Below are 20,605 nucleotides of genomic sequence, written 5' to 3'. Positions count from 1 at the left end.
TATAATAAATGAAAACGTATACATGAACAAAGGGGGCAATGCTATGATTACATTTTTTTCTTGTATTATCTTATTAGTTATTGGGTATTTCACCTATGGTAAGTATGTTGAGAAAGTTTTTGGGGTGAAAGGAGCTAGAGCAACACCTGCATTCACACACAAAGATAATGTCGACTATTTACCTATGAGTACACCTAAAAACTCACTTATTCAATTACTTAATATTGCTGGTACAGGTCCAATTTTCGGTCCAATTTTAGGTGCATTATATGGACCAGTCGCGTTTGTTTGGATCGTTATCGGTTGTATCTTCGCAGGTGCTGTACATGACTACTTAACAGGTATGATTTCTATAAGAAATCGCGGAGCTCACTTACCTGAGTTAGCTAGCAAATTTTTAGGAAAAGTTATGAAGCATGTCGTAAATGCTTTTGCAATACTATTGTTATTATTAGTAGGTACAGTCTTTGTTTCTACTCCTGCTAGTTTATTACACCTTTTAATGGACGGAAAAGTCGCACTAGGTATTATTATCGGATTTATTTTTCTTTACTATATTTTAGCAACACTTTTGCCTGTTGATAAAATCATTGGTCGTCTGTATCCTTATTTTGGTGCGTTACTTATCATTAGTGCACTGGGAGTAGGAATTGGTCTTTTAGTGACAGGAGCACCTATTCCTGAGCTTTCGTTTCAGAATTTCCACCCTGATAATGCACCACTACTACCTTTACTATTCTTTACCATTTCTTGTGGGGCACTATCTGGATTTCACGCTACCCAAACACCCATCATCTCTAGAACGACTCAAAATGAGACGCAAGGCAGAAAGATTTTCTATGGAATGATGATTTCTGAAGGTATTATTGCCATGATTTGGGCCGCAGCTGCAATGAGCTTATTTAATGGTTATGGTGGCTTAAATGAAATGCTTGCTGCCGGTGGTCCTGGCGCAGTAGTTAGTGAAGTATCTACCACTTTACTTGGAGCAATCGGTGGTACATTAGCTGTTTTAGGGGTAGTCGTACTTCCTATCACTTCAGGCGATACAGCATTTAGAAGTGCTCGAATGATTATTGCCGACTATATTAAGTTTCCTCAAGTTAAGTTCTCTAGTCGATTATGGATTGCTGTACCGTTATTCGCAATTTCCATGGTACTTACCCAAGTCGATTTTAATGTGTTATGGAGATACTTCAACTGGGCAAACCAATCAACAGCTGTAATCGCATTGTTTGTCGGTGCCATGTACTTGTATATTGCTAAAAAGAATTACTTTATCGCCTTAATCCCAGGTAGTTTTATGTTAGTGATGGTAATCACGTATATCTTAAATGCACAAATCGGCTTTGGTCTCTCTATGACTACTTCTTGGATAGGTGGAGCTATAGGCGCTATCGTTTTAATTACAATATTCTTTATTGCTGCACGGAAAGCAAGAGCTAATAAAATACCATTGGAAGAAGACGTATCTAATTGGAATAATAGTGTAGCTTAATGTTCCATATCTTTATATGAGTCTCTGATTAGCAATCAGAGACTTTATCGTTAGTCATATCAGTTATATACTATTACAATTTAAATGGACATAGGCTCATAGTAAAAAGGTGCTTTCACAACGATCATTTACAGTGAAAACACCTTTTTATACGATAGATTTGATACTATTAATGGAAATCAAATATACTTTTTGACTTTAGGTTGATACTTACGCATTGGACCTTTCCTTAATACATCCTTTAAATATGATTCTCCATTTGGATTTTTGTTTTTCAGTAATGCTAGTAAATATGTAATATCATCCATTGCTCTATGATTTTGATAGTTTGTGATTTGGTGTCCTTTTAAAAGGGTCAATAATTTACTGTTATAAAAACCATATTCTTTCCACGGAACCCCTCTCATCGTACAATACCATTTCAGTTCATTTACATCATTAGGGTACATTTGATAGAGAAAGCTTCTATCAAATGATGCATTATGAGCAAGTACGATATCCGCATAGGCGAACATCTTCTTTATTTCACGATCATCAAAGCTTTTCCCCACCACTTCTTCAAAAGGGATTCCGTGAACTTTATAAGCTTGATTATAATTTCTTAATGCACTGGTGGTTTCCGGCTCTCTTAAATAGCTTCGTTCGTCTTTTATGGTAAGAATATCACCTGTCTGTTGATCAAATGAAAATAACTTTAAGGCGATTTCAATTACTTCATCATTAATTGGCGACAAGCCCGTTGTCTCTACGTCAAGAACAAGCCCTAACCCCTCATGTATTTGCACACTAACCCTCCATTCTCTTTTTTTGTTTAGCATATAATAGAAAAATAAAAATTGCTAGGAGAAAAAGAAAGGAAATCTTTATTCTTTATCTGATTCATATTCATTATGGTTTTGAGAAAATAGTAGGCATCACCTATTATATTTTTCTTAATTTTCCGCATTTTTATTGTCAGATGCAAGGAAAACATATAAAATTTTCCTATACACTAAAAGGGATGTGAAAAAATGGTCATTACCACTCATTTTTTCCTTAATCTATCACTGTTAATTGTCATCCTATTTTTTCTGCTTGTATGGACTGAAAAAAATCTTGGTTTTCATTTTTCAAAAACATCGGCAACTATTAGTCTGGCATTGATGATTGGTATTTGTTATATTTTTTCATTTGAACCAGAGCCTGGTTTAATGATGGACCTAAGGATTATACCTGTTATTTTAGGTGGATTGTATGTTGGTGTCGGCCCTTTACTCATAATTATCGTTATTGCTGTAAGATGGTTTTACGGAATTAATTTAGGATTCTATGTAACTATGTTTGAATATCTTTTGCTAGGATGTTTGTTTTTATATTTATACCCAAGATTTAAACAGATTTCTGCTAATAAAAGAATTATACTAGCTGTTCTTATTACTTTTATCTCTAGTATCGTTTCACTAATTTTATATGAATTATATGTACCACAATTAAACTCACTTGATTTATGGTTTGCCCTTCTTACCATTCCAGCTCTTGGTGTAGGAATGGCAGTATATATTATTGAATTTGTCTTCAAAACAATCGATATGCAGAAAAAGCTTATCATTGCAGAAAAATTAGAAGCCGTTGAGCAAATGGGGGCAGCGATTTCACATGAAATTAGGAATCCACTCACAGCTGCTGCAGGATTTGTTCAATTATTAAAAGAACAAACACTTTCCCCTTCAAAAAGAAATGAATACTTAGAAATCGTCCAACATGAACTGGCATCAGCAGAACGTGTCATTCAGAACTATCTTACATTTTCTAAACCTGGACTAGACAAAATTGAAACAATGAACGTAAAGAAAGAACTAGGTCATGTCATTAGTATACTACGTCCGATAGCTAATCAAAATTCGGTAGAAATAACAACTAATTTTTCTATCATAGGTGACATCGAAGGCGATCGACAAAAATTTCAGCAATGCTTCTTAAATGTTATTAAAAACGCCATAGAATCAATGCCAAGAGGTGGCCAACTATACATAAGCTCTAATTATTCCTCTACGCACATTAGAATCGAAGTTCAAGATACAGGGCTTGGTATGACAGAAGATCAAATTCGTCGTCTAGGAGAGCCTTATTATTCCACAAAAGGAGCAAAAGGGACTGGATTAGGAATGATGGTTGTTTTTAGCATCGCCAGAGCAATGAAAGGAACAATAAAAGTACAAAGTAAAATTAATGAAGGAACCGTATTCATCTTTACTTTTCCATCCGTCCATCCTCATTCTTCCTAACTTCAGTCTAATAATAAGAGCAGGGAATCCTAGCATAGCTAGTAAATCCCCTGCTCTTAGTGCTTCAATATTTGTTGACTTTTATTTATGATAAACCCTTTAGAACGAACCAAGCATGTGACTCTGCATAAGATCGAACTTCTTCAAAGTCTTTAACATAGCCTTTATGGTGTTGAATAAAACCATGTAGGGCAATGAAGGCAGAATAAATAAGTGATTCTTCAGTTTGTTGATCTTTTAATTGTAAAACAGCATATTCAAACCGGTAATAAGTTTTTTGGGCCATTTCTGTAATCGAATGCTTATCGTTGCTTGTATAAAAAGCAAATAACCCATCGTAACGGTGATGAAGGTTTATACCAAATTCCATGAAAGTAATTAAGATTTGTTTAAGCTTATCTATTTTATTATCATCACCATATTGAATAGTGACTAACATCTGCGTGAGATCATTAAAGTCTTCCTCAATTATTCGATATAATAAAACATCAATATGATTAAAATGAACCGTCACCGCCTTTACTTGGCATCTCAATTTCACAGCAATATCTTCTAAAGTAATATTCTGAAATGCATTATCAGTGAAAAGCTCTTTAGCAACAGCCACTATTTTATCCGCAGATATGTTTTGATCATGGAAATGATTTGATGGCATATGTACACCCCCAACCCTATCAAATAGTAATTAAATTTTAGCATCAGGGTTGGTAAGAAACAATCATTAATCTACATATAAGATAATATTTGCTCTGTCATTTTCTTTCCTTGTTTCTGTTCTCTTTCATCTACTACCCACCCATCGCCTAAATGTTTTAAAGTAATCATCTCATTCATTCCTATTTTATTTTTATAGAGAATTAAGATTTCCTCTTGATTAAAATAGATGAGTGGTTGAATGGTATTTTTATACTTTGATGTTGCTTCTTCATTAATATCCTTAACTAATTGCGTTACTGGTCCAAGACGATCATGCCAACCATTGTTGCTAGCTAGAAATTGAAACTGGTTAAATCGTGTTTGACGATAACTGCGCCATCTTTTTTTGAAGCTATGTTCAATGTCCTTTGCAGCTTTCCGATAGAAGTGATTAACCTTTTTCTCCTCCGCGTCTCCTTTATGTTTATAGGTAATGACCTCTGCTCCTAAAGGTGTTAAGTCCAGTACAAGAGTATCTTGCCCATAAGGAGGTAAATACTCTTTTTCATAGGTAGTTACTTCAAGTTTGACAATAATATGATACCCTTTTCGATTACTTTTGAGTTTCTTTATCTCCGTGTCATACAAATTGTATTGTTTTTCATACCCATAAAATTGATAAATTTCTTCGGTAAGCACAGGAGCGAGAGATGTTAAAAGTGCCTCGGATACGATGGAAGAATCTTCATTAGCTAATATGCTATTAGGAAAAAGAATGAAAATAAGTAATAAAATCATGACTGTTTTCTTCATGTGCAAACACACTCCTTTATCTTTTATCCTCTCCCGCATTTGTATAAGTAACGGCTGTAATTTCTTCCTATTTACTGTTTGACATTAATCTCCTTCGACCACTTATTTTCCGGGAAATTTTTAAAAATAAAATAGAAAAAAGGCGATTAATGTCAATCCCCTAAGCTCTTTTTGTCTCATTCACCTTAAAACAAAAAGAAAAAAGCTATAGAAAAAAGTCTATAGCTCTCAATCTCCAAAAAAATTTAGTTTTTATATCAGTTTTCTGACAATTTCCTTACCAATCTCAATTGACGCCGTTGCAGCAGGAGATGGTGCATTTAATACATGAATCGCACGCTTGCTCGGCAGTATGTAAAAATCATCCACTAATGAGCCGTCATCCTTCAATGCTTGTGCTCTTACTCCTGCTGGTCCAGTTTTCAAGTCTGAAGCTTGTATTTCTGGCATAAGTTTTTGTACATTCTTTAAGAAAAGCTGTTTAGAGGCTGAACGGATCATTTCCTCAATCCCTTCCTTCATATAACCACTTGCCAGCTTCCAAAAGCCCTTATATGCTAACACTTCAAATAAATCCGGTAAATGAATATCTGTCTTCCGGTAACCTTCGCGTTTGAAGCCCAATACTGCATTTGGACCGACATCGATCGCACCGCCAATCATTCTCGTAAAATGAACGCCAAGGAAAGGGAACTTTGGATTGGGAACAGGATAAATTAAATGCTTCACTAGATGACGTTTTTCCTCAACCAGCTGATAGTATTCACCACGAAAGGGGACAATTTTCATATCAGTTAATAATTTTGCCTTTTTCGCAATCCGATCGGAGTGTAGACCACCACAGTTGATATAAAATTGACCTTTTATATCTCCTTGATCAGTGATAACAACGACTTCATTATTATCCTCTTGAATGGCCACAACTTCATGATTAAGGAGAATATCTCCACCTTTATGGCGAATGATATCCGCCATTTTTTCAGACACTTGTCTATAGTTAACAATTCCTGCCATTGGTACATGGATGGCTCTTTTCCCATTTACATGTGGTTCTCTTTCCAATAGTTCTTCTTTTTCCATTAAATGAATATCAAGTCCGTTCTGTAGCCCTCTTTTATAAAGATTATTTAATAGTGGCAACTCTTCTTCTTCACTAGCGACAATTACTTTACCGCAAATATCATATTCGATATCATTACTTTCACAAAAATCCTTCATGGATTGTCCGCCGATTTTAGCTAATCTCGCTTTTTCACTACCTGGCTTATAATATATACCAGAATGAATAACACCACTATTATGCCCTGTCTGATGTGCTGCTACATGGCTTTCTTTTTCAACGATAGCAATCTTTAGTGCCGGTTTTTGTTCTAGTAGTTCTAACCCAACGGACAGACCAACAATTCCTCCACCAATAATAATATAATCATACATCCTATTCACCTTCTATCAGTTCTTTAAACCACATGCTTCTGCTAGTATCTCGACAATATGAACGACTTCAACCTTACTTTCTAATCCTTCACGCTTCACACCCATACACATCTGCAAATGACAACCAGGATTGGAAGTGACAATTACTTCTGGAATCGTTTCTTTTACATAAGACATTTTTTCATCTAATATTTCCATTGATTCTTGATAATGAAATACATTGTACGTACCTGCTGAGCCACAACACCTATCCATTTCCGGAAGGGGAATATACGTTGTTCCTGGTATACGATAAATTAACTCTAATGGCGATTTTTTTACTTTTTGCACATTTGATAAATGGCATGAGGGTTGATATGTAATTCTCTTTTCAACCTTCTTCGTAAATTCAATATCCAACTCTGCTAAAATCACACTAATGTCTTTACTTTTTTCAGCAAATCCTTTTGCTCGTTCAACCCATTCTGGTTCAGACTGAAGCAGTTGATCATATTCAACTAACATCGCACCACATCCACCAATACTATTAACAATATAATCATAGTGCTCTTTTTCAAATGCAACGATGTTTTCTTTTGCTAATTGTTTGGTGGTCTCGCTATCACCCTCATGATGCTGTAACGCTCCACAACAAGTTTGGTTTTTTATTACGGTTACTTCACATCCAGCATGCTGAAGCAACTTTATACTTAGATCATTGATTTTAGCAAAAAACACATCCATGATACATCCAGTAAAAAAGGCGACTTTTAGTTTTGTTTCAGTATCTGGGATAAGTGTCCCTTTTCTAAGTTCCTTATCAGGCTTTGTTATATTAGGTATAATGGCTTCAAATGCACGCAAATTCTCAGGTAGTACCTGAATCCCTTTTGTGACTTTGCCTAATTTTTCAATGCCGGATTGTTGATAAAACCTCAAGGAAAGATTCATTGTATTCAACATGCTTTTATTCGCAAGACCTTTTTTCATCGCCAAGCGATTAATAAGTGAACTACCTTCCTGCTCCATTTTCACTTCTTTATAAGAAGATAAAATTTTTCCGTATTGAACATTGGTCGGACAAGCGGTCTCACATGCTCTGCAGCCAAGGCATAATTCCATCGAATCTTCTATTTCTTGAATCGAAATTTTACCCTCAGAAGCCATCTGTACTAAATTAATTCTTCCTCTAGGCGAATGCCTTTCTTTTCCCATTGTCGTATAAGTCGGGCAGGCAGGTAAGCAATACCCACATTGGACACAATCAAATGTTTCTTCGTATGCTAATTGATTATTCATCGACTAATACGAGCCTTTGATTTTCATTTTCGGGAAAAACCTTACCAGGATTCATGATATTTTTAGGATCCCATGCGCTCTTCATTCTTTTCATCATATCTAATCCAGCCTCCCCTAGCTCCATTTTCATAAACGGTGTCTTCATTGTGCCGATGCCATGTTCCCCTGATAAAGTTCCACCTAATTGTATAGCTGTTTCGAATATCTCAGCTACAGCAAGTTCGACTCTCTTCATTTCCTCTTTATCCCGTTTATCAGTAATAATATTTGGATGGAGATTACCATCACCTGCATGCCCGAATACTACTAAATCTATATTGTATTTTTCTTTAATTTGTTTTAGCCGTTTAAACATTTCTGGGATTTTACTTCTTGGGATTGTCGCATCCTCAGAAATTTTCGTTGGTTTTTTTCTCACAATCGCTGGGGAGACAAGTTTCCTCGCTTTCCAGAGTTTCGCTGCAGCCACATCATTCGCTGCTATCTGAACTTCTCGTGCTCCTACCATTAAGCAAACTTGCTCTACTTGTTTACACTCATCAGCAATCGCCACTGGATGACCATCTAATTCTATAAGAATAATGGCATCAACATCGGTCGGAAGTCCGACTGATTCATATTCTTCAACAGCTATAATAGAAGCTTGATCCATAATCTCCATCTTAGAAGGTAATATCCCAGAAGTGAGAACTTTTGATATGGCTCTTCCTGCATCGACAATATCATCGAAAATAACCATCATCGTTCCAGTTGCTTGTGGCCGTGGAACTAGTTGTAGTGTTGCTTCAGTAATAATTCCTAAAGTACCTTCAGATCCGACTATCAGCTTAGTTAAGTCATAGCCAGTAACATTTTTAATTGTACGACCACCTGTTTTAATGACCTCTCCCTCAGGTGTAACGACTTCTAACCCCAACACATAATCCTTTGTTACCCCATACTTTAAACCTCTTGGTCCACCAGCATTTTCAGCTAAGTTACCACCTATCGTTGACACATGCGCACTACTCGGATCAGGAGGATACATCAGCCCATATTTTTTCGCTGCTTTGTCTATTTCAGCTGTCAATACTCCTGGCGAAACAACAGCAATTGTATCATCACTATCTATTTCTAATTTTTGATTCCACTGTGAAAAGTCCAGGACCACTCCGCCATGAACAGGCAACGGCCCACCACTTAGACTAGTTCCTCGACCTCTTGGGTATAAAGGGACTCTATATTGATTGGCCACCTTTACGATAGACACAACTTCCTGTGTTGACATTGGCTGTATGACTAATTCAGGTAAATAAGTACCGAACGACCCATCATATGAATAAGAGACTAAATCCGCTTTTTCTTTTAACATTCTCGTTGGAGATTTTATGGCATTTTGAAATTGTTCGACCATCTCATCTGTCAACATGATGGCACCTTCTTCCTTTACTTTTCTTCCCTTAATTTCTTCCGTACATTTTGTAGATGATTCTTCATTGCCTTTCTTGCATTTTCTTCATCTTGACTTTCAATCGCTTTATATATCGCTTCATGCTCAAGATAAACGCTTTCTCTTTTTCTTTGTAATCCTAAGTTCTTCTTTAATGAAAAAGCGACAGCCTTACGGTAAAGGTCACCGATATTATCCATGACCCCTACCATAAAGCTATTCTTAGTTGCTTCAATCATATATTTATGAAAATCTAAATCAGCTTGAAGGCCCACTTCATCAGGGTTTGTAAGTGTCTCCTCTAGCCCTTTTAACGCGTTCTTTATTTTCTCTAAGTCGGAAGAATTACGACGATTAGCAGCTAGAGCAGCGGCCTCTGTTTCCATTATCATCCTTAATTCCAATAACTCAAAAACCTCTTCTAATGAAATATATTGCAATGTTAAGCGGTCCATCATATCGACAAGATGTAATTCTTTAACATAACTTCGGCCACCTTGTCTTGATTCAATAATCCCACTTGCTGATAAGACACTGAGTGCCTCCCTAACAGGAGGGCGGCTTACACCAAATAATTTCGCCAATTCATTCTCAGAAGGTAATGGTTGGTTGGGCGGAAACTCTTTACTTTTAATTTTTTCATTTAATTGCTCTAATACTTGTGCCGATATCTTCTTCCGTTCAATTTTCATTTATTAATCTCCTTTACATATTCACCTCTACACCCTTACTTGTCTCCTTTCTTGTACGAATTAAATGAATACTGAATACAAGTGCACATAAAGCCAGACCAGAAACATCAGTAATAATACCTGGTTTAATGAGCATCAATGCACCGAAAAATAATAAAATTCTTTCAATTACATGTAAGTAAGTATTCAAGTAATTCCCCATAGAAACAGCTAGCGCATAGACTCCTAGAGTACTAGTAATTAATACTAGTATAACAGAAAGAATTTCCACACTACCGCCATCCGGTGATTGGAGTAATAGTATTGGATTGTATGCAATCATAAACGGAATAATAAATCCTGCTAATGAAAGTCTTAAAGCTTCCCATGACGTTTTCATTGCATTTGCTCCGGCAATCCCTGCTGCCGTATAAGATGCAAGCGCTACTGGTGGTGTAATATTTGAAAGAGCACCGAACCAGAATACAAAGAAATGAGCTGCAATTGGTTGTACACCAGCCTCTACTAATGCAGGTGCAGCAGTTACAGCAACAACAATGTATAGTGCGGTAGATGGTAATCCCATACTTAGCACAATACAAGTTAGCATAACGACAATAAGGATTAACCAAAGCTGTCCACCGGTTAAATCAACAATATTAAAAGCTAGTGTTGAACCTATACCTGTCATAGTAACAACACAAATAATAATACCGATTGCGGCACAAGCGATACCTACTTGTATTGTCCCTTTCCCTCCATCGATAAATGCTTCAATCATTTTCTTAATTGTGATTCTATTAGACTTATCTTTCGTTAACCAACTGGCAACAATAACGGAACCGATACCTGCAAAACCTGCAAATAATGCTGTTTTACCAATCAGTAATGTTCCTATAACCACTATAATAGGAACAATCAGTACGCCTCTTTCCTTTAACACTTGTAAAACATTTGGTATATTCTCCTTACTGATCCCTTTTAACCCTTGTTTTTTCGCTTCTATATCAATCGCAAAGATGAGAGCGATATAATATAAGAAACTTGGGATAATTGCTGCGAGAATAACAGTAGTATAGGAAACACCTAAGAATCCAGCCATGATAAAAGCTGCTGCACCCATGATTGGTGGCATAATCATTCCACCAGTAGATGCTGCTGCTTCAACTGCGCCAGCAAATTTTGGTTTTAAACCAATTGATTTCATTAACGGGATCGTAAAAGCTCCTGTTGTGGCAACATTTGCTACAGCACTCCCACTTAATGACCCTGTTAAAGCACTAGATATAACAGCTACCTGTGCAGGCCCACCTCTTTTTCTACCTGCAATAGCTAACGCTAAATCGTTAAATAGTTGTGTTGCACCACTTGCAGATAAAAAGGCACCGAATAAGATAAACATAACGATAAAGGTTGATGCAGTTGATAATGTAAGACCTAAGACGCCTTCAGTGGTCATATATAAACGGTATAGCAAACGTTCTAAAGAGAACCCAGCATGGCCAAATATCCACGGAAAAATCGTCCCAAATAAGGCATAGATAACAGAAATACCACAAAGGATCGGGATAAATAGACCTACAGCTCTTCTTGCTGCTTCAAACAATACAATAATAGTAATAGCACCGAAAATATAATCAATTAAAATTGGCTGTGAGCCGCGATCAACATGAATGGTTGTATAATTGATAATTAAATAACCTACACCCAAGATTGCTAATGCAACAAACAAATAATCAGCTAATGTAAAACGCCCACTTTTTGATGAAGACCTTGCGGGATATAATAAAAATGTTAAAACGAGAATAAAACCTAGAAATATTAAATTTCTATAAATCTCCTGAATATTTGAAAGCCCATTTGAATAAATGGAAAATATAGATAATAAAATAGCTAATATCGCTACAACCTTGGCATACGAACCATGCAATACGCGCATACCTCCGCCAGCCTCTTTATCTAAGCCTTGTTGATTTGCTGTTACGGCATCCCCTTTTACATTCGACATTTTCTAACCTCCTTATTTTGCCTCTGGCGGAATTAATTCTTCAGGAATCTCTAAACCAACTTCTTTAAAGTATTTGTAAGCACCTGCATGTAAAGGTACAGTCACCCCATCAAGTGCTGTCTCTAAAGTAATTTCTTTTGCAGAATTATGCACTTCATACATTTTGTCTAGATTCTCATAAAGCGTTTTTGTTAACGTATAAATTGTCTCTTCGTCAATATCTTTTGTTGTAGATAAAAGGTTAGGCTGTGCAATGGTTTGGATATCCTCCTCTACACGAGGATAAGTTCCTCCAGGAATCGTATAAGGGTACCAAGTGTTTGAAACAGCGTTAATTTTATCTAACTGTTCATCTGTTACTTCAAGAATACTAGCTTTGACATTACTAGCAAACATATCCGTAATTGCTGAGATTGGGATGCCGGCTGGTAAGGATCCACCGTCTAATCTACCATCTCTCATTGCAGAAACCGTATCGTTATAACCAAGATACTCTGGTGATATATTAGCTTTAGTTAATTCCAACCCTTCCATCATTACAACAGTTGATTGTTCAGTTCCGCTTGCTTGGGGACCAACGGAAAAACGAGTGCCATCAATGTCTGAAATGTTACCGGTTTCAATAGCATTATCCATTAACACAAAATGTTCTACATTGGGCCATAACATAGCCACAGTACGTAAGTCTTTATAAGGCTTACCTGCAAAACCATCATCTCCAGCATAAGCTTGGGATGAAATTAACCCTTGAAGAATAGCTAAATGGGCTTCTCCCTCTCTTAAAAGCTCGATATTTTCAATCGAACCAGCAGAAGATTGTCCACTTGCTTGAATTTTCTTATCCTTTAATTCATAACTCCATATATTGGCCATACCCACTCCAATCGGATAATAGGTACCACCTGTTGAAGCTGTCGCTACGGATAAAAAGGTTTTATCTTCATTATCAGCAGCCGTCTTAATACCAAAAATGGTAAGAAAAATAATGGCAGCGATCGAGATTGTAATTTTTATTCTTTTACCTTTCATAATTCTCCCCCTTTCAACAAATGAAAACGTTTTAATTCCAATCTTGTATTACAAGTATACAAGAAAAAATTAAAAAAACAACAATTATTCTAAAAATTTATTCTACAAAAATAATTAACAATTATTTGCAAAAAAAGCTACAGGATACTGTAGTGCTGTACCCTGTAGCTTTTTATTAATCTTTCTTTATAAATAAAACTTTAAGATAGTCTCCTTCGGGAAAAGAAGAAATCGTTTTAAAATCAATAGGTAATGAATATTCTTCAAGAATCTTATACTTTTCATTGCTTGTTGCAAATGCTTTTGAGACAAATGTTTTAAACTTTTTCATCGGCACATTACTTGCATTAGATGAAGCAACAATGATCCCTCCTTGATTAGTAATCGCGATAGCTTCTTCTAATAAAGCAGCATAATCTTTTGCAACACTAAAAGTATGTTTTTTTGATCGTGCAAAACTAGGTGGATCTAAAATGACAAGATCGAATGATAAATTTTTTCTCACCGCATATTTAAAGTATTTGAATACATCTTCAACAATGATATCCTGTTCTTCATAATCAATCCCATTTACACTAAACATTTCGATTGTCTTCGCTTTACTCCGATTAGCCAAATCGACACTCGTTGTTTTCACTGCACCGCCCAATGCAGCTGCTGCCGAAAAAGCTCCCGTATATGAGAATGTATTCAAGATTGTTTTACCATCAGCATATTGATCTCTTATTTTTTTCCTTACTTCTCTTTGATCTAGGAAAACCCCAACCATAGCGCCATCATTAAGATAGATTGGATAGTTTATCCCGTTTTCCTTAACGATAATAGGAAATGTCGGCTTTTCTCCACAAACAAAATCATCATCTTCTACATACTGCCCTTTATGATTAAATCTTTTCTTTTCATAAATGGCCTTCACTGGCATACATTGCTCTAATGCCCTAATAATCTCCTGTTTGAATTGATAGATACCTTCACTATACCAACTAATGCAATAATACGTATCATAGTAATCTATTGTAACGCCTCCAACACCATCGCCTTCTCCATTAAATATTCTAAAAGCAGTCGTTTCTGGGTCGTTAAAAAGTTTTTGTCTATGATTTACTGCTGCCTTCAGCTTTTCCATAAAAAAGGCTTGGTCTATTCGTTCATGCTGGTTTTTCGTTAATACCCAACCTCTACCTTTATTTTGAATTCCATAGTAACCTTTACAGAGAAACTGCCCCTTTTCATTCACTAGCTCAACAATCGTTCCTTCTGTCATTTGAGGAATTCGTTCAACAGATTGTTCATTTATTAATGGAAAACCTTCCTTATACTTCTTTATGTATGACGGTTTTACTGTTAACTTCATATACGCTCCACCTTACCAATCAATGATTTATTTATCGTACCACAAATAGCATCTTACAGACAAAGCCCTCTCAGGTTTATCTTGAGAGGGCTTTACCGTTTAACTTGCTTTATTCACTTCTTGAGAAATTTCTTTCATATTCGAAATTGCATGTTGATATTTTTCTTCATCAAATTCATTCTCACTTTTCGCCACGGCGATTGTCGCGATTCCGTTACCAATCATATTCGTAATGGCACGACCTTCACTCATAAAGCGGTCAACACCGAGTAAGAGTGCTAAACCTTCTAACGGAATAACTTGAATAGCTGCTAATGTCGAAGCCAACACGATAAATCCACTTCCCGTTACCCCAGCAGCTCCCTTTGAAGTAAGCATGAGAATTAAGATTATCGTAATTTGTTGACCAATAGATAAATCGACACCAAATACTTGAGCTAAGAATACGGTGGCCATAGAAAGATAGATTGAAGTTCCATCAAGGTTAAAGGAATATCCTGTTGGAATGACTAGACCAACGACAGATTTGGAAGCACCGAATCTTTCCATTTTGTCCATCATTCTTGGTAGAACAGATTCAGAAGAACTCGTTCCTAATACGATAAGTAACTCATCTTTTATAAACCGTAAATATTTAAACAGACTAAAACCATAATATTTACAGATTAAGTTTAGAACAATAAAGATGAATAAAAACATGGTAATATACACACTCATCATTAACTTAGCGAGCGGTGCTAAAGAACCTAAGCCGAAATGTCCAATCGTATATGCCATTGCACCAAATGCACCGATTGGCGCAGCTTTCATGACATAACCGATAATCTTAAAGAACACATGGGATAACCGGTCAAGAAAATCAGTAATAACTTCTCCCCGTTTACCTAAAGAAGCAAGAGCAACACCAAATAGAATGGAAAAGAATAAAACTTGAAGGATATCTCCCTCCGCAAAAGCATTCACCATATTTGATGGTACGATATGTGTAACGAATTCGATCCAATCAATGCCTTCTTCAGCATTGGTTGTATATTGAGATACGTCACCTTGTTCAAGCTCATTAAAATTTAAGCCGTCACCTGGTTTTACAATATTAACGACTAATAATCCAATAACGAGAGCAAGCGTGGTAACAACTTCAAAATAGATAAAAGCTTTCCCACCAACCTTACCAACTTTTTTCATATCTCCCATTTTTGCGATTCCTAAAACAATTGTTAAGAAAATAATTGGGGCAATAACCATCTTCACTGCATTAATGAAAGTAGTTCCTAACGGCTGTAATTCTTTACCTATATCTGGCCAAATTAAACCTACTAACACACCAAGTGCGATCGCTGTTAACACTTGAACGGTTAAGTTCTTAAAAATTCTTAAAAATCCCACATTAATCATCTCCTGTCACACTATCTATCTGACTATTCTTTGTAATTAGAATGATAGCGTTTTCAGAAAATGAAAAGAAGTTTATGGTCATAGTGAACATTTTGTTCATTTTGGTCTTATTAGTTGAGACAGTAAAAACGATTGACATGTATGGACTACTGCCAAGTTACATAATTTTAACCAGTAAGGAGGAGAGTCCCCGATTACTCTTACCATAAGCATCTAAGTGAAATTTAAGGTCAAATTAGGCATAAATTAGACGAAAGAGAGCCACAATTTATTTAAGCTCTCTTTCGTCTAGTTATTTATTTTATGAATTCTAGTACTCTCTCTAACCATTTAATATTAAATTCAGCTTTATCAAATGCATGAGAAGCTATTAATTGACTTGAGTCAGAGACTGTGTCATATTTTTCCTTTTCTTCTTTTTTCGTTTTTAATGTATCCCACTTTTCTTTTTCTTTTTGAATGGTTTGTTTCAAAATAGAAGCGGCTTCTTCTTTATTAATATAATTTAAGAAATGAATGGCAATATACAAATCTGCCACTTCCGTATATTTTTGAAAACAAAGATAGAGTTCTTCTACCAGATGGCCACGTCCCTCATTAGTTATCCGATAAAGTGTTTTTTCTGGGCGACTTCCTTCTTGTAGCTTTTGTACAGGCTCTATCCAGTTCTTCTTATGTAATGCTTCAAAATCATAATAAAACTTTCCCTCACTAATCTTTATGAAAGGCTGTGCATTCATTAGTTTTTTGCGGATATTATAAGGATAGTCTACTGAATGTGCTAACATACCTAAAATATATATTCTAATCATTCACCCGTTCACCTCCAAAAACGTATATAGCTATCTTAACTTATACTGGGAGATAAACGCATCTGATTCTTTCATTATGGTTTCAAATAATAAGAGCGTGTTCGTCAATTAATCGGTAAAATCGGTATACTTATAAATAAAAATACGAACCTATTCATTAGAATTTGTTCGTATTTTCCGAGAAACTATTCATTGTTCATTCTTTTAATTTTACCTTGAATTTTCACTCTATTTATTTCAAGAAAGTTTAAGAGGCAATGAGGTTAACGTTTGACCCGTCGCAGAATCAGTTAAGTTGGGCTCTAGTTCAAATGATTCGATAGGTTCGATTTTGGAAAAACGCTTAACTAAGTTTTCTAAAATGAGCTTCAACTCAAGTCTTGCTAATGGTGCACCTAAACAAAAATGAGGTCCATTTCCAAATGTAAGATGTTTCTTATTATTTTTTCTATGAATATTTAATTGAAATGGCTCTTCAAACATTTCCTCATCCATATTAGCCGCACTCATCCAGGCAACAACAACATCTCCCTTTTTCAAATCTACCCCTAAAATATTGTTATCCTTCTTCACCGTACGATCTCTTCGACTCATATGAAAACGATATCGTAACATCTCTTCGACCGTTCGATCAATATATTCTGGGTGAGCTTTTAATTCTGAAAATAACTCGTTGTCATCATATAAAAGGGCATAAAAGCTTGTTGAAATCATATGACTCGTTGTTTCTACGCCTGCACCTAATATAGCCATTGTCATTTCAATAATTTCAAAGTCCGTTAGTCTTTCCCCATCTACCTCTGCCCTAATGAGATCAGAAATGATATCATCTTGTAACTGCTGTCGCTTTTCAATGATGACTGGTTGCAAATAAGTAAAGAACTCTTTAATTGCCTGATTTTTTTGGTTATCGATTACATCCTTTTTGCTCTTATCATATGGAAGAAATAATATATCGACCCATTTCTTAAATTTAATTACATCGGGCTTCGGAATCCCTAATAAGTCTGACATCACCATTGCAGGCATAGGGTTGGCTAATGCCGCTACGATATCTTCCGTCTTGCCCTTTTCTATTTGTGTAATTAAATTTTCAGCAATTTGATTAATTCGCGGTTTCCAATTTTCTAAACTTCTTGGTGTAAATGCTGATGCTAATAGGGATCTTCCTTTTCTGTTATGTGGAGGATCCATTTTCAAGAAGTTTACTTTACTATTCATTTGCTTATCATCTTCACTAAACTTTACAGAAATCGTTGTTCGGTCTCCTTCACTGGAGAAATGTTCATAGTCGCTTAAAACGGTCTTTACGGCATCATACTTAAATGCATTCCAAGTATCAGAATTCTCATTATAACTAATAGACCCACTTTCAAGCATCGATTTGTACCATTCTAACGGTTGGAATTGTTCCGATCTTGAATCAAAATGTTTAATGTCTTGTAATGAGATAATCTCTTTCATCTAACATTTCCTCCTCTTTGATCATTTGGAGATAGAATATATACTTTAATTAAAGTATATATTCTATCGTAAATTTTCTCCCTTTCATCGTCAATGCATGGAAAGTAGTAGTTTTACTATAGGGGCAAATGAACTAAAAAGAACTGTTGAATAGCTTTTACTCAACAGTTCTTTTTAGTTCACGATTATGTGATTATTATTCTATATTTCATCACTACGCTTTAATCATATACCGATTCACAGGCCTCCCTACCCCACCATATTGTATATCCAGTACAATTACACCTTTTTTCTCTAAATAATCAAGATATCTCCGAGCTGTCACCCTTGCAATCCCAATACCGCTAGCCACTTCTCCAGCTGCTTGCGGTTGTTGTTGAATGGTTAGATAATTAATGACTTCTTTCAATGTAAATTCATTTAGCCCTTTAGGTAAATCTGCCTCTACTTTCGTTACTTGTTCTGCATAAAGCAATTGATCCAGTTGCTCTTGTGACATTGTTCCTTCATTTCTTAAGCTTTCGCGATACTGACGAAACTTCTCAAGTGCCTGCTTCATCCTATCAAATTTAAACGGCTTCATTATATAATCGATTGCTCCATTTTGTAGCATCATTTTAATGGTATCCTTATCTTTGGCTGCCGAGATTACAATTACTTCTGCATTAAGCTTTTGTTTCCTCAATTCGTATATAACTTTTAATCCATCTTTTTTCGGCATAAACACATCAAGCAATATTAAATCTGGTGAGAAATCTTTAGCAAGTCTAATGCCCTCTTCTCCGTTATTGGCAATGGCTTTTACATGAAACCCCTTTACCTTAGATATAAAACCTTTATTAACTTCTTGTACCATTGGATCATCTTCAATTAATAGTACTTGAATATCATTCATAAGTTAAACCTCCCCAAAGGTAATTAGAAAAGAAGTACCTTCATTTACCTTAGAAGTGACAGTTATTTGCCCTTCACCTTTATCCACAATTTGTTTGACCAAATATAATCCGTAACCAGTCCCATTTTCTTTTCCTTCCGTGAATCCTTTTGTAAAAACTTTTTCTAAATTAGATTCTTCTATACCTATCCCATTGTCTTCTACAAGGATGGAACAAATGTAGTCATCTTGTTCGATACTTATATCTATCATTTTCTCTTCCTGATCGAGTTGTTCGAAGGAGCCGAAAGCATTCTCAACCAAATTACCTAATAATAGAACAAAATCATGATGATCTAAATGAGGGGGGAAGTGATCCAAATTACTATTAGTATCAACTGTCACGATAATATCCAATTCCTTCCCTCTTCTGATTTTGCTAATTAGGAGTCCAGCTACCGCATCGTCCTTAAGTATTTCATGAAGAAATAAAGAAATACTTTCTTGTTCTTCTGAAGCAGCAAATGCAAGTTGAAATGCCTTTTCTGGCTTTCCTAATTGGATAAGCCCAGCAATTGTATGCAATTTATTCATATGCTCATGATTTTGCACACGCAGTGCCTCAACAAAACTCCTTACACCAGTAAGTTCCTCTGCTAATTTTGCTACCTCCGTTCTATCTTGGAAAATAGCAACGGCACCAATTAATTGGCCATCTTTATTAATAGGAATTCTCGTACTCAAGATGCTTTTTCCACTCACCATAATTTGTTCATTATAAACCGGTTCATTTCTCTCAACAATTTCTGGTAAACGTGTATCTTCTAAAACGGAACGAATCGATAATCCCGTTACTTCTCCATTCACATTAAATATTTTTTTTGCTTTTTCATTAAAGATCGTAATTTTCTCATGATAATCGATCGCAATTACCCCTTCATTGATGGAATGAAAGGTTGCTGTTCTCTCTTCAAACATTCGTTTAATTTCAAACGGTTCTAAATCAAACATTTGCTTCTTAATATGATTGGCTAATATATATGAGGCAATAAACCCTACAATTAAAGTGAGGAAAACAATAAATAGGATTTCTTTAGAAAAGCCAGAGACGATTTCCTTGAAAGTTGGAATTTTATTACCAACCATTACGACACCTATTTGGTTTAGTTGTTCATCTTTTAATACTGGAATAAACGCTCTTAAATATGTACCATCTTCTCCCCTGGCCTTAGAAAAATAAATATGTTCGGCAAATGCAGGATCCTCATCACTACCAGTTGATACATGACCTATCATACTTCTAACTGGGTGTGAGAAACGGACTCTATCCATATTCATTACTACAATATAATCCGTATTATTAATGACCCTTATTTCTTCAACAATGGGGTTAATAATCTTCCAGCCTTCATCTTCCTCAAGTCCATCTTTTATATCTGCAAGCTCTGCTACAGTCCTAGCCGTACTCATTGATTCGCCTCTTAAGTCCAATTCTTCTTGTTGTTGCATATTTGCGATAACAACAAGCCCGCAAATAAGTAGTAAAAAGATAACAACCCCATATGATAGCAACGTTATTTTCCAACGAATAGGTATTTCCTTCAAACAAATCTTCCTTTCATTGCCACCTACACTTGACCTTTAAT

General features: G+C 35.7%; 17 protein-coding genes. 2 read left to right on the top strand and 15 right to left on the bottom strand.

Annotated elements, in window-relative coordinates; all coding sequences use genetic code 11:
• Window positions 1–43: 43 nt before the first annotated feature.
• The gene (locus LCM23_RS02435) at window positions 44–1,498 is read left to right on the top strand and encodes a carbon starvation CstA family protein (RefSeq protein WP_224935328.1); all 1,455 of its coding nucleotides are present in this window, start codon (window positions 44–46) and stop codon (window positions 1,496–1,498) included.
• A gap of 179 nt (window positions 1,499–1,677) precedes the next feature.
• Here the strand turns inward: LCM23_RS02435 and LCM23_RS02430 are convergent, their stop codons facing one another.
• On the bottom strand, window positions 1,678–2,283 hold the full coding sequence (locus LCM23_RS02430; RefSeq protein ID WP_224935326.1) for an exonuclease domain-containing protein: 606 nt from the start codon (window positions 2,281–2,283) through the stop codon (window positions 1,678–1,680).
• A gap of 225 nt (window positions 2,284–2,508) precedes the next feature.
• On the opposite strand from LCM23_RS02430, the gene LCM23_RS02425 reads away from it, so the two are divergent.
• A complete protein-coding gene (locus LCM23_RS02425; RefSeq protein WP_224935323.1) occupies window positions 2,509–3,762 on the top strand; it encodes a sensor histidine kinase in 1,254 nt (417 codons plus the stop codon).
• A gap of 85 nt (window positions 3,763–3,847) precedes the next feature.
• Here LCM23_RS02425 and LCM23_RS02420 read toward each other — a convergent pair whose 3' ends face one another.
• The 14 genes from LCM23_RS02420 to LCM23_RS02355 form a co-directional block, all read right to left on the bottom strand.
• Window positions 3,848–4,417, bottom strand: coding sequence for a TetR/AcrR family transcriptional regulator (locus LCM23_RS02420; protein ID WP_224935320.1), 570 nt, complete (start codon window positions 4,415–4,417; stop codon window positions 3,848–3,850).
• Window positions 4,418–4,488: 71 nt separating this feature from the next.
• On the bottom strand, window positions 4,489–5,211 hold the full coding sequence (locus LCM23_RS02415; RefSeq protein WP_224935316.1) for a DUF3888 domain-containing protein: 723 nt from the start codon (window positions 5,209–5,211) through the stop codon (window positions 4,489–4,491).
• A 252-nt stretch (window positions 5,212–5,463) separates the two neighbouring features.
• Complete coding sequence (gene lhgO / locus LCM23_RS02410) at window positions 5,464–6,645, bottom strand: L-2-hydroxyglutarate oxidase (protein ID WP_224935315.1); 1,182 nt, start codon at window positions 6,643–6,645, stop codon at window positions 5,464–5,466.
• A 15-nt stretch (window positions 6,646–6,660) separates the two neighbouring features.
• On the bottom strand, window positions 6,661–7,923 hold the full coding sequence (locus tag LCM23_RS02405) for a (Fe-S)-binding protein (RefSeq protein ID WP_224935311.1): 1,263 nt from the start codon (window positions 7,921–7,923) through the stop codon (window positions 6,661–6,663).
• Complete coding sequence (locus LCM23_RS02400; RefSeq protein ID WP_224935308.1) at window positions 7,916–9,331, bottom strand: FAD-binding oxidoreductase; 1,416 nt, start codon at window positions 9,329–9,331, stop codon at window positions 7,916–7,918. The genes LCM23_RS02405 and LCM23_RS02400 overlap by 8 nt, the downstream gene beginning before the upstream one ends.
• A gap of 17 nt (window positions 9,332–9,348) precedes the next feature.
• Window positions 9,349–10,044 carry a FadR/GntR family transcriptional regulator gene (locus LCM23_RS02395; protein ID WP_224935305.1) on the bottom strand — a complete coding sequence of 232 codons (696 nt, stop codon included), beginning with the start codon at window positions 10,042–10,044 and terminating at the stop codon, window positions 9,349–9,351.
• Between the two features lie 13 nt (window positions 10,045–10,057).
• On the bottom strand, window positions 10,058–12,031 hold the full coding sequence (locus tag LCM23_RS02390) for a TRAP transporter permease (protein WP_224935304.1): 1,974 nt from the start codon (window positions 12,029–12,031) through the stop codon (window positions 10,058–10,060).
• Between the two features lie 12 nt (window positions 12,032–12,043).
• Window positions 12,044–13,060: a TAXI family TRAP transporter solute-binding subunit gene (locus LCM23_RS02385; RefSeq protein WP_224935301.1), complete on the bottom strand. Its 1,017-nt coding sequence runs from the start codon at window positions 13,058–13,060 to the stop codon at window positions 12,044–12,046.
• Between the two features lie 175 nt (window positions 13,061–13,235).
• On the bottom strand, window positions 13,236–14,414 hold the full coding sequence (locus LCM23_RS02380) for a class I SAM-dependent rRNA methyltransferase (RefSeq protein ID WP_224935299.1): 1,179 nt from the start codon (window positions 14,412–14,414) through the stop codon (window positions 13,236–13,238).
• A gap of 99 nt (window positions 14,415–14,513) precedes the next feature.
• Window positions 14,514–15,800 (bottom strand): C4-dicarboxylate transporter DctP, encoded by a 1,287-nt coding sequence (gene dctP / locus LCM23_RS02375; protein WP_224935296.1) that lies wholly within the window; start codon window positions 15,798–15,800, stop codon window positions 14,514–14,516.
• A 305-nt stretch (window positions 15,801–16,105) separates the two neighbouring features.
• Window positions 16,106–16,621 (bottom strand): PadR family transcriptional regulator, encoded by a 516-nt coding sequence (locus LCM23_RS02370; RefSeq protein WP_224935293.1) that lies wholly within the window; start codon window positions 16,619–16,621, stop codon window positions 16,106–16,108.
• A gap of 237 nt (window positions 16,622–16,858) precedes the next feature.
• Window positions 16,859–18,085, bottom strand: coding sequence for a cytochrome P450 (locus LCM23_RS02365; protein ID WP_224935290.1), 1,227 nt, complete (start codon window positions 18,083–18,085; stop codon window positions 16,859–16,861).
• Window positions 18,086–18,299: 214 nt separating this feature from the next.
• Window positions 18,300–18,980, bottom strand: a complete 681-nt coding sequence (locus LCM23_RS02360; protein WP_224935288.1) for a response regulator — start codon at window positions 18,978–18,980, stop codon at window positions 18,300–18,302.
• 3 nt (window positions 18,981–18,983) lie between these two features.
• Window positions 18,984–20,570: an ATP-binding protein gene (locus tag LCM23_RS02355; protein ID WP_224935728.1), complete on the bottom strand. Its 1,587-nt coding sequence runs from the start codon at window positions 20,568–20,570 to the stop codon at window positions 18,984–18,986.
• Window positions 20,571–20,605 lie beyond the last annotated feature (35 nt).

Origin of the sequence: Cytobacillus kochii (genome assembly GCF_020171845.1) — a bacterium.
Taxonomy (GTDB): domain Bacteria; phylum Bacillota; class Bacilli; order Bacillales; family Cytobacillaceae; genus Cytobacillus; species Cytobacillus kochii.
Note: the sequence above shows the minus strand (reverse complement) of the source record. Positions and strands in the feature narration are given on the sequence as shown.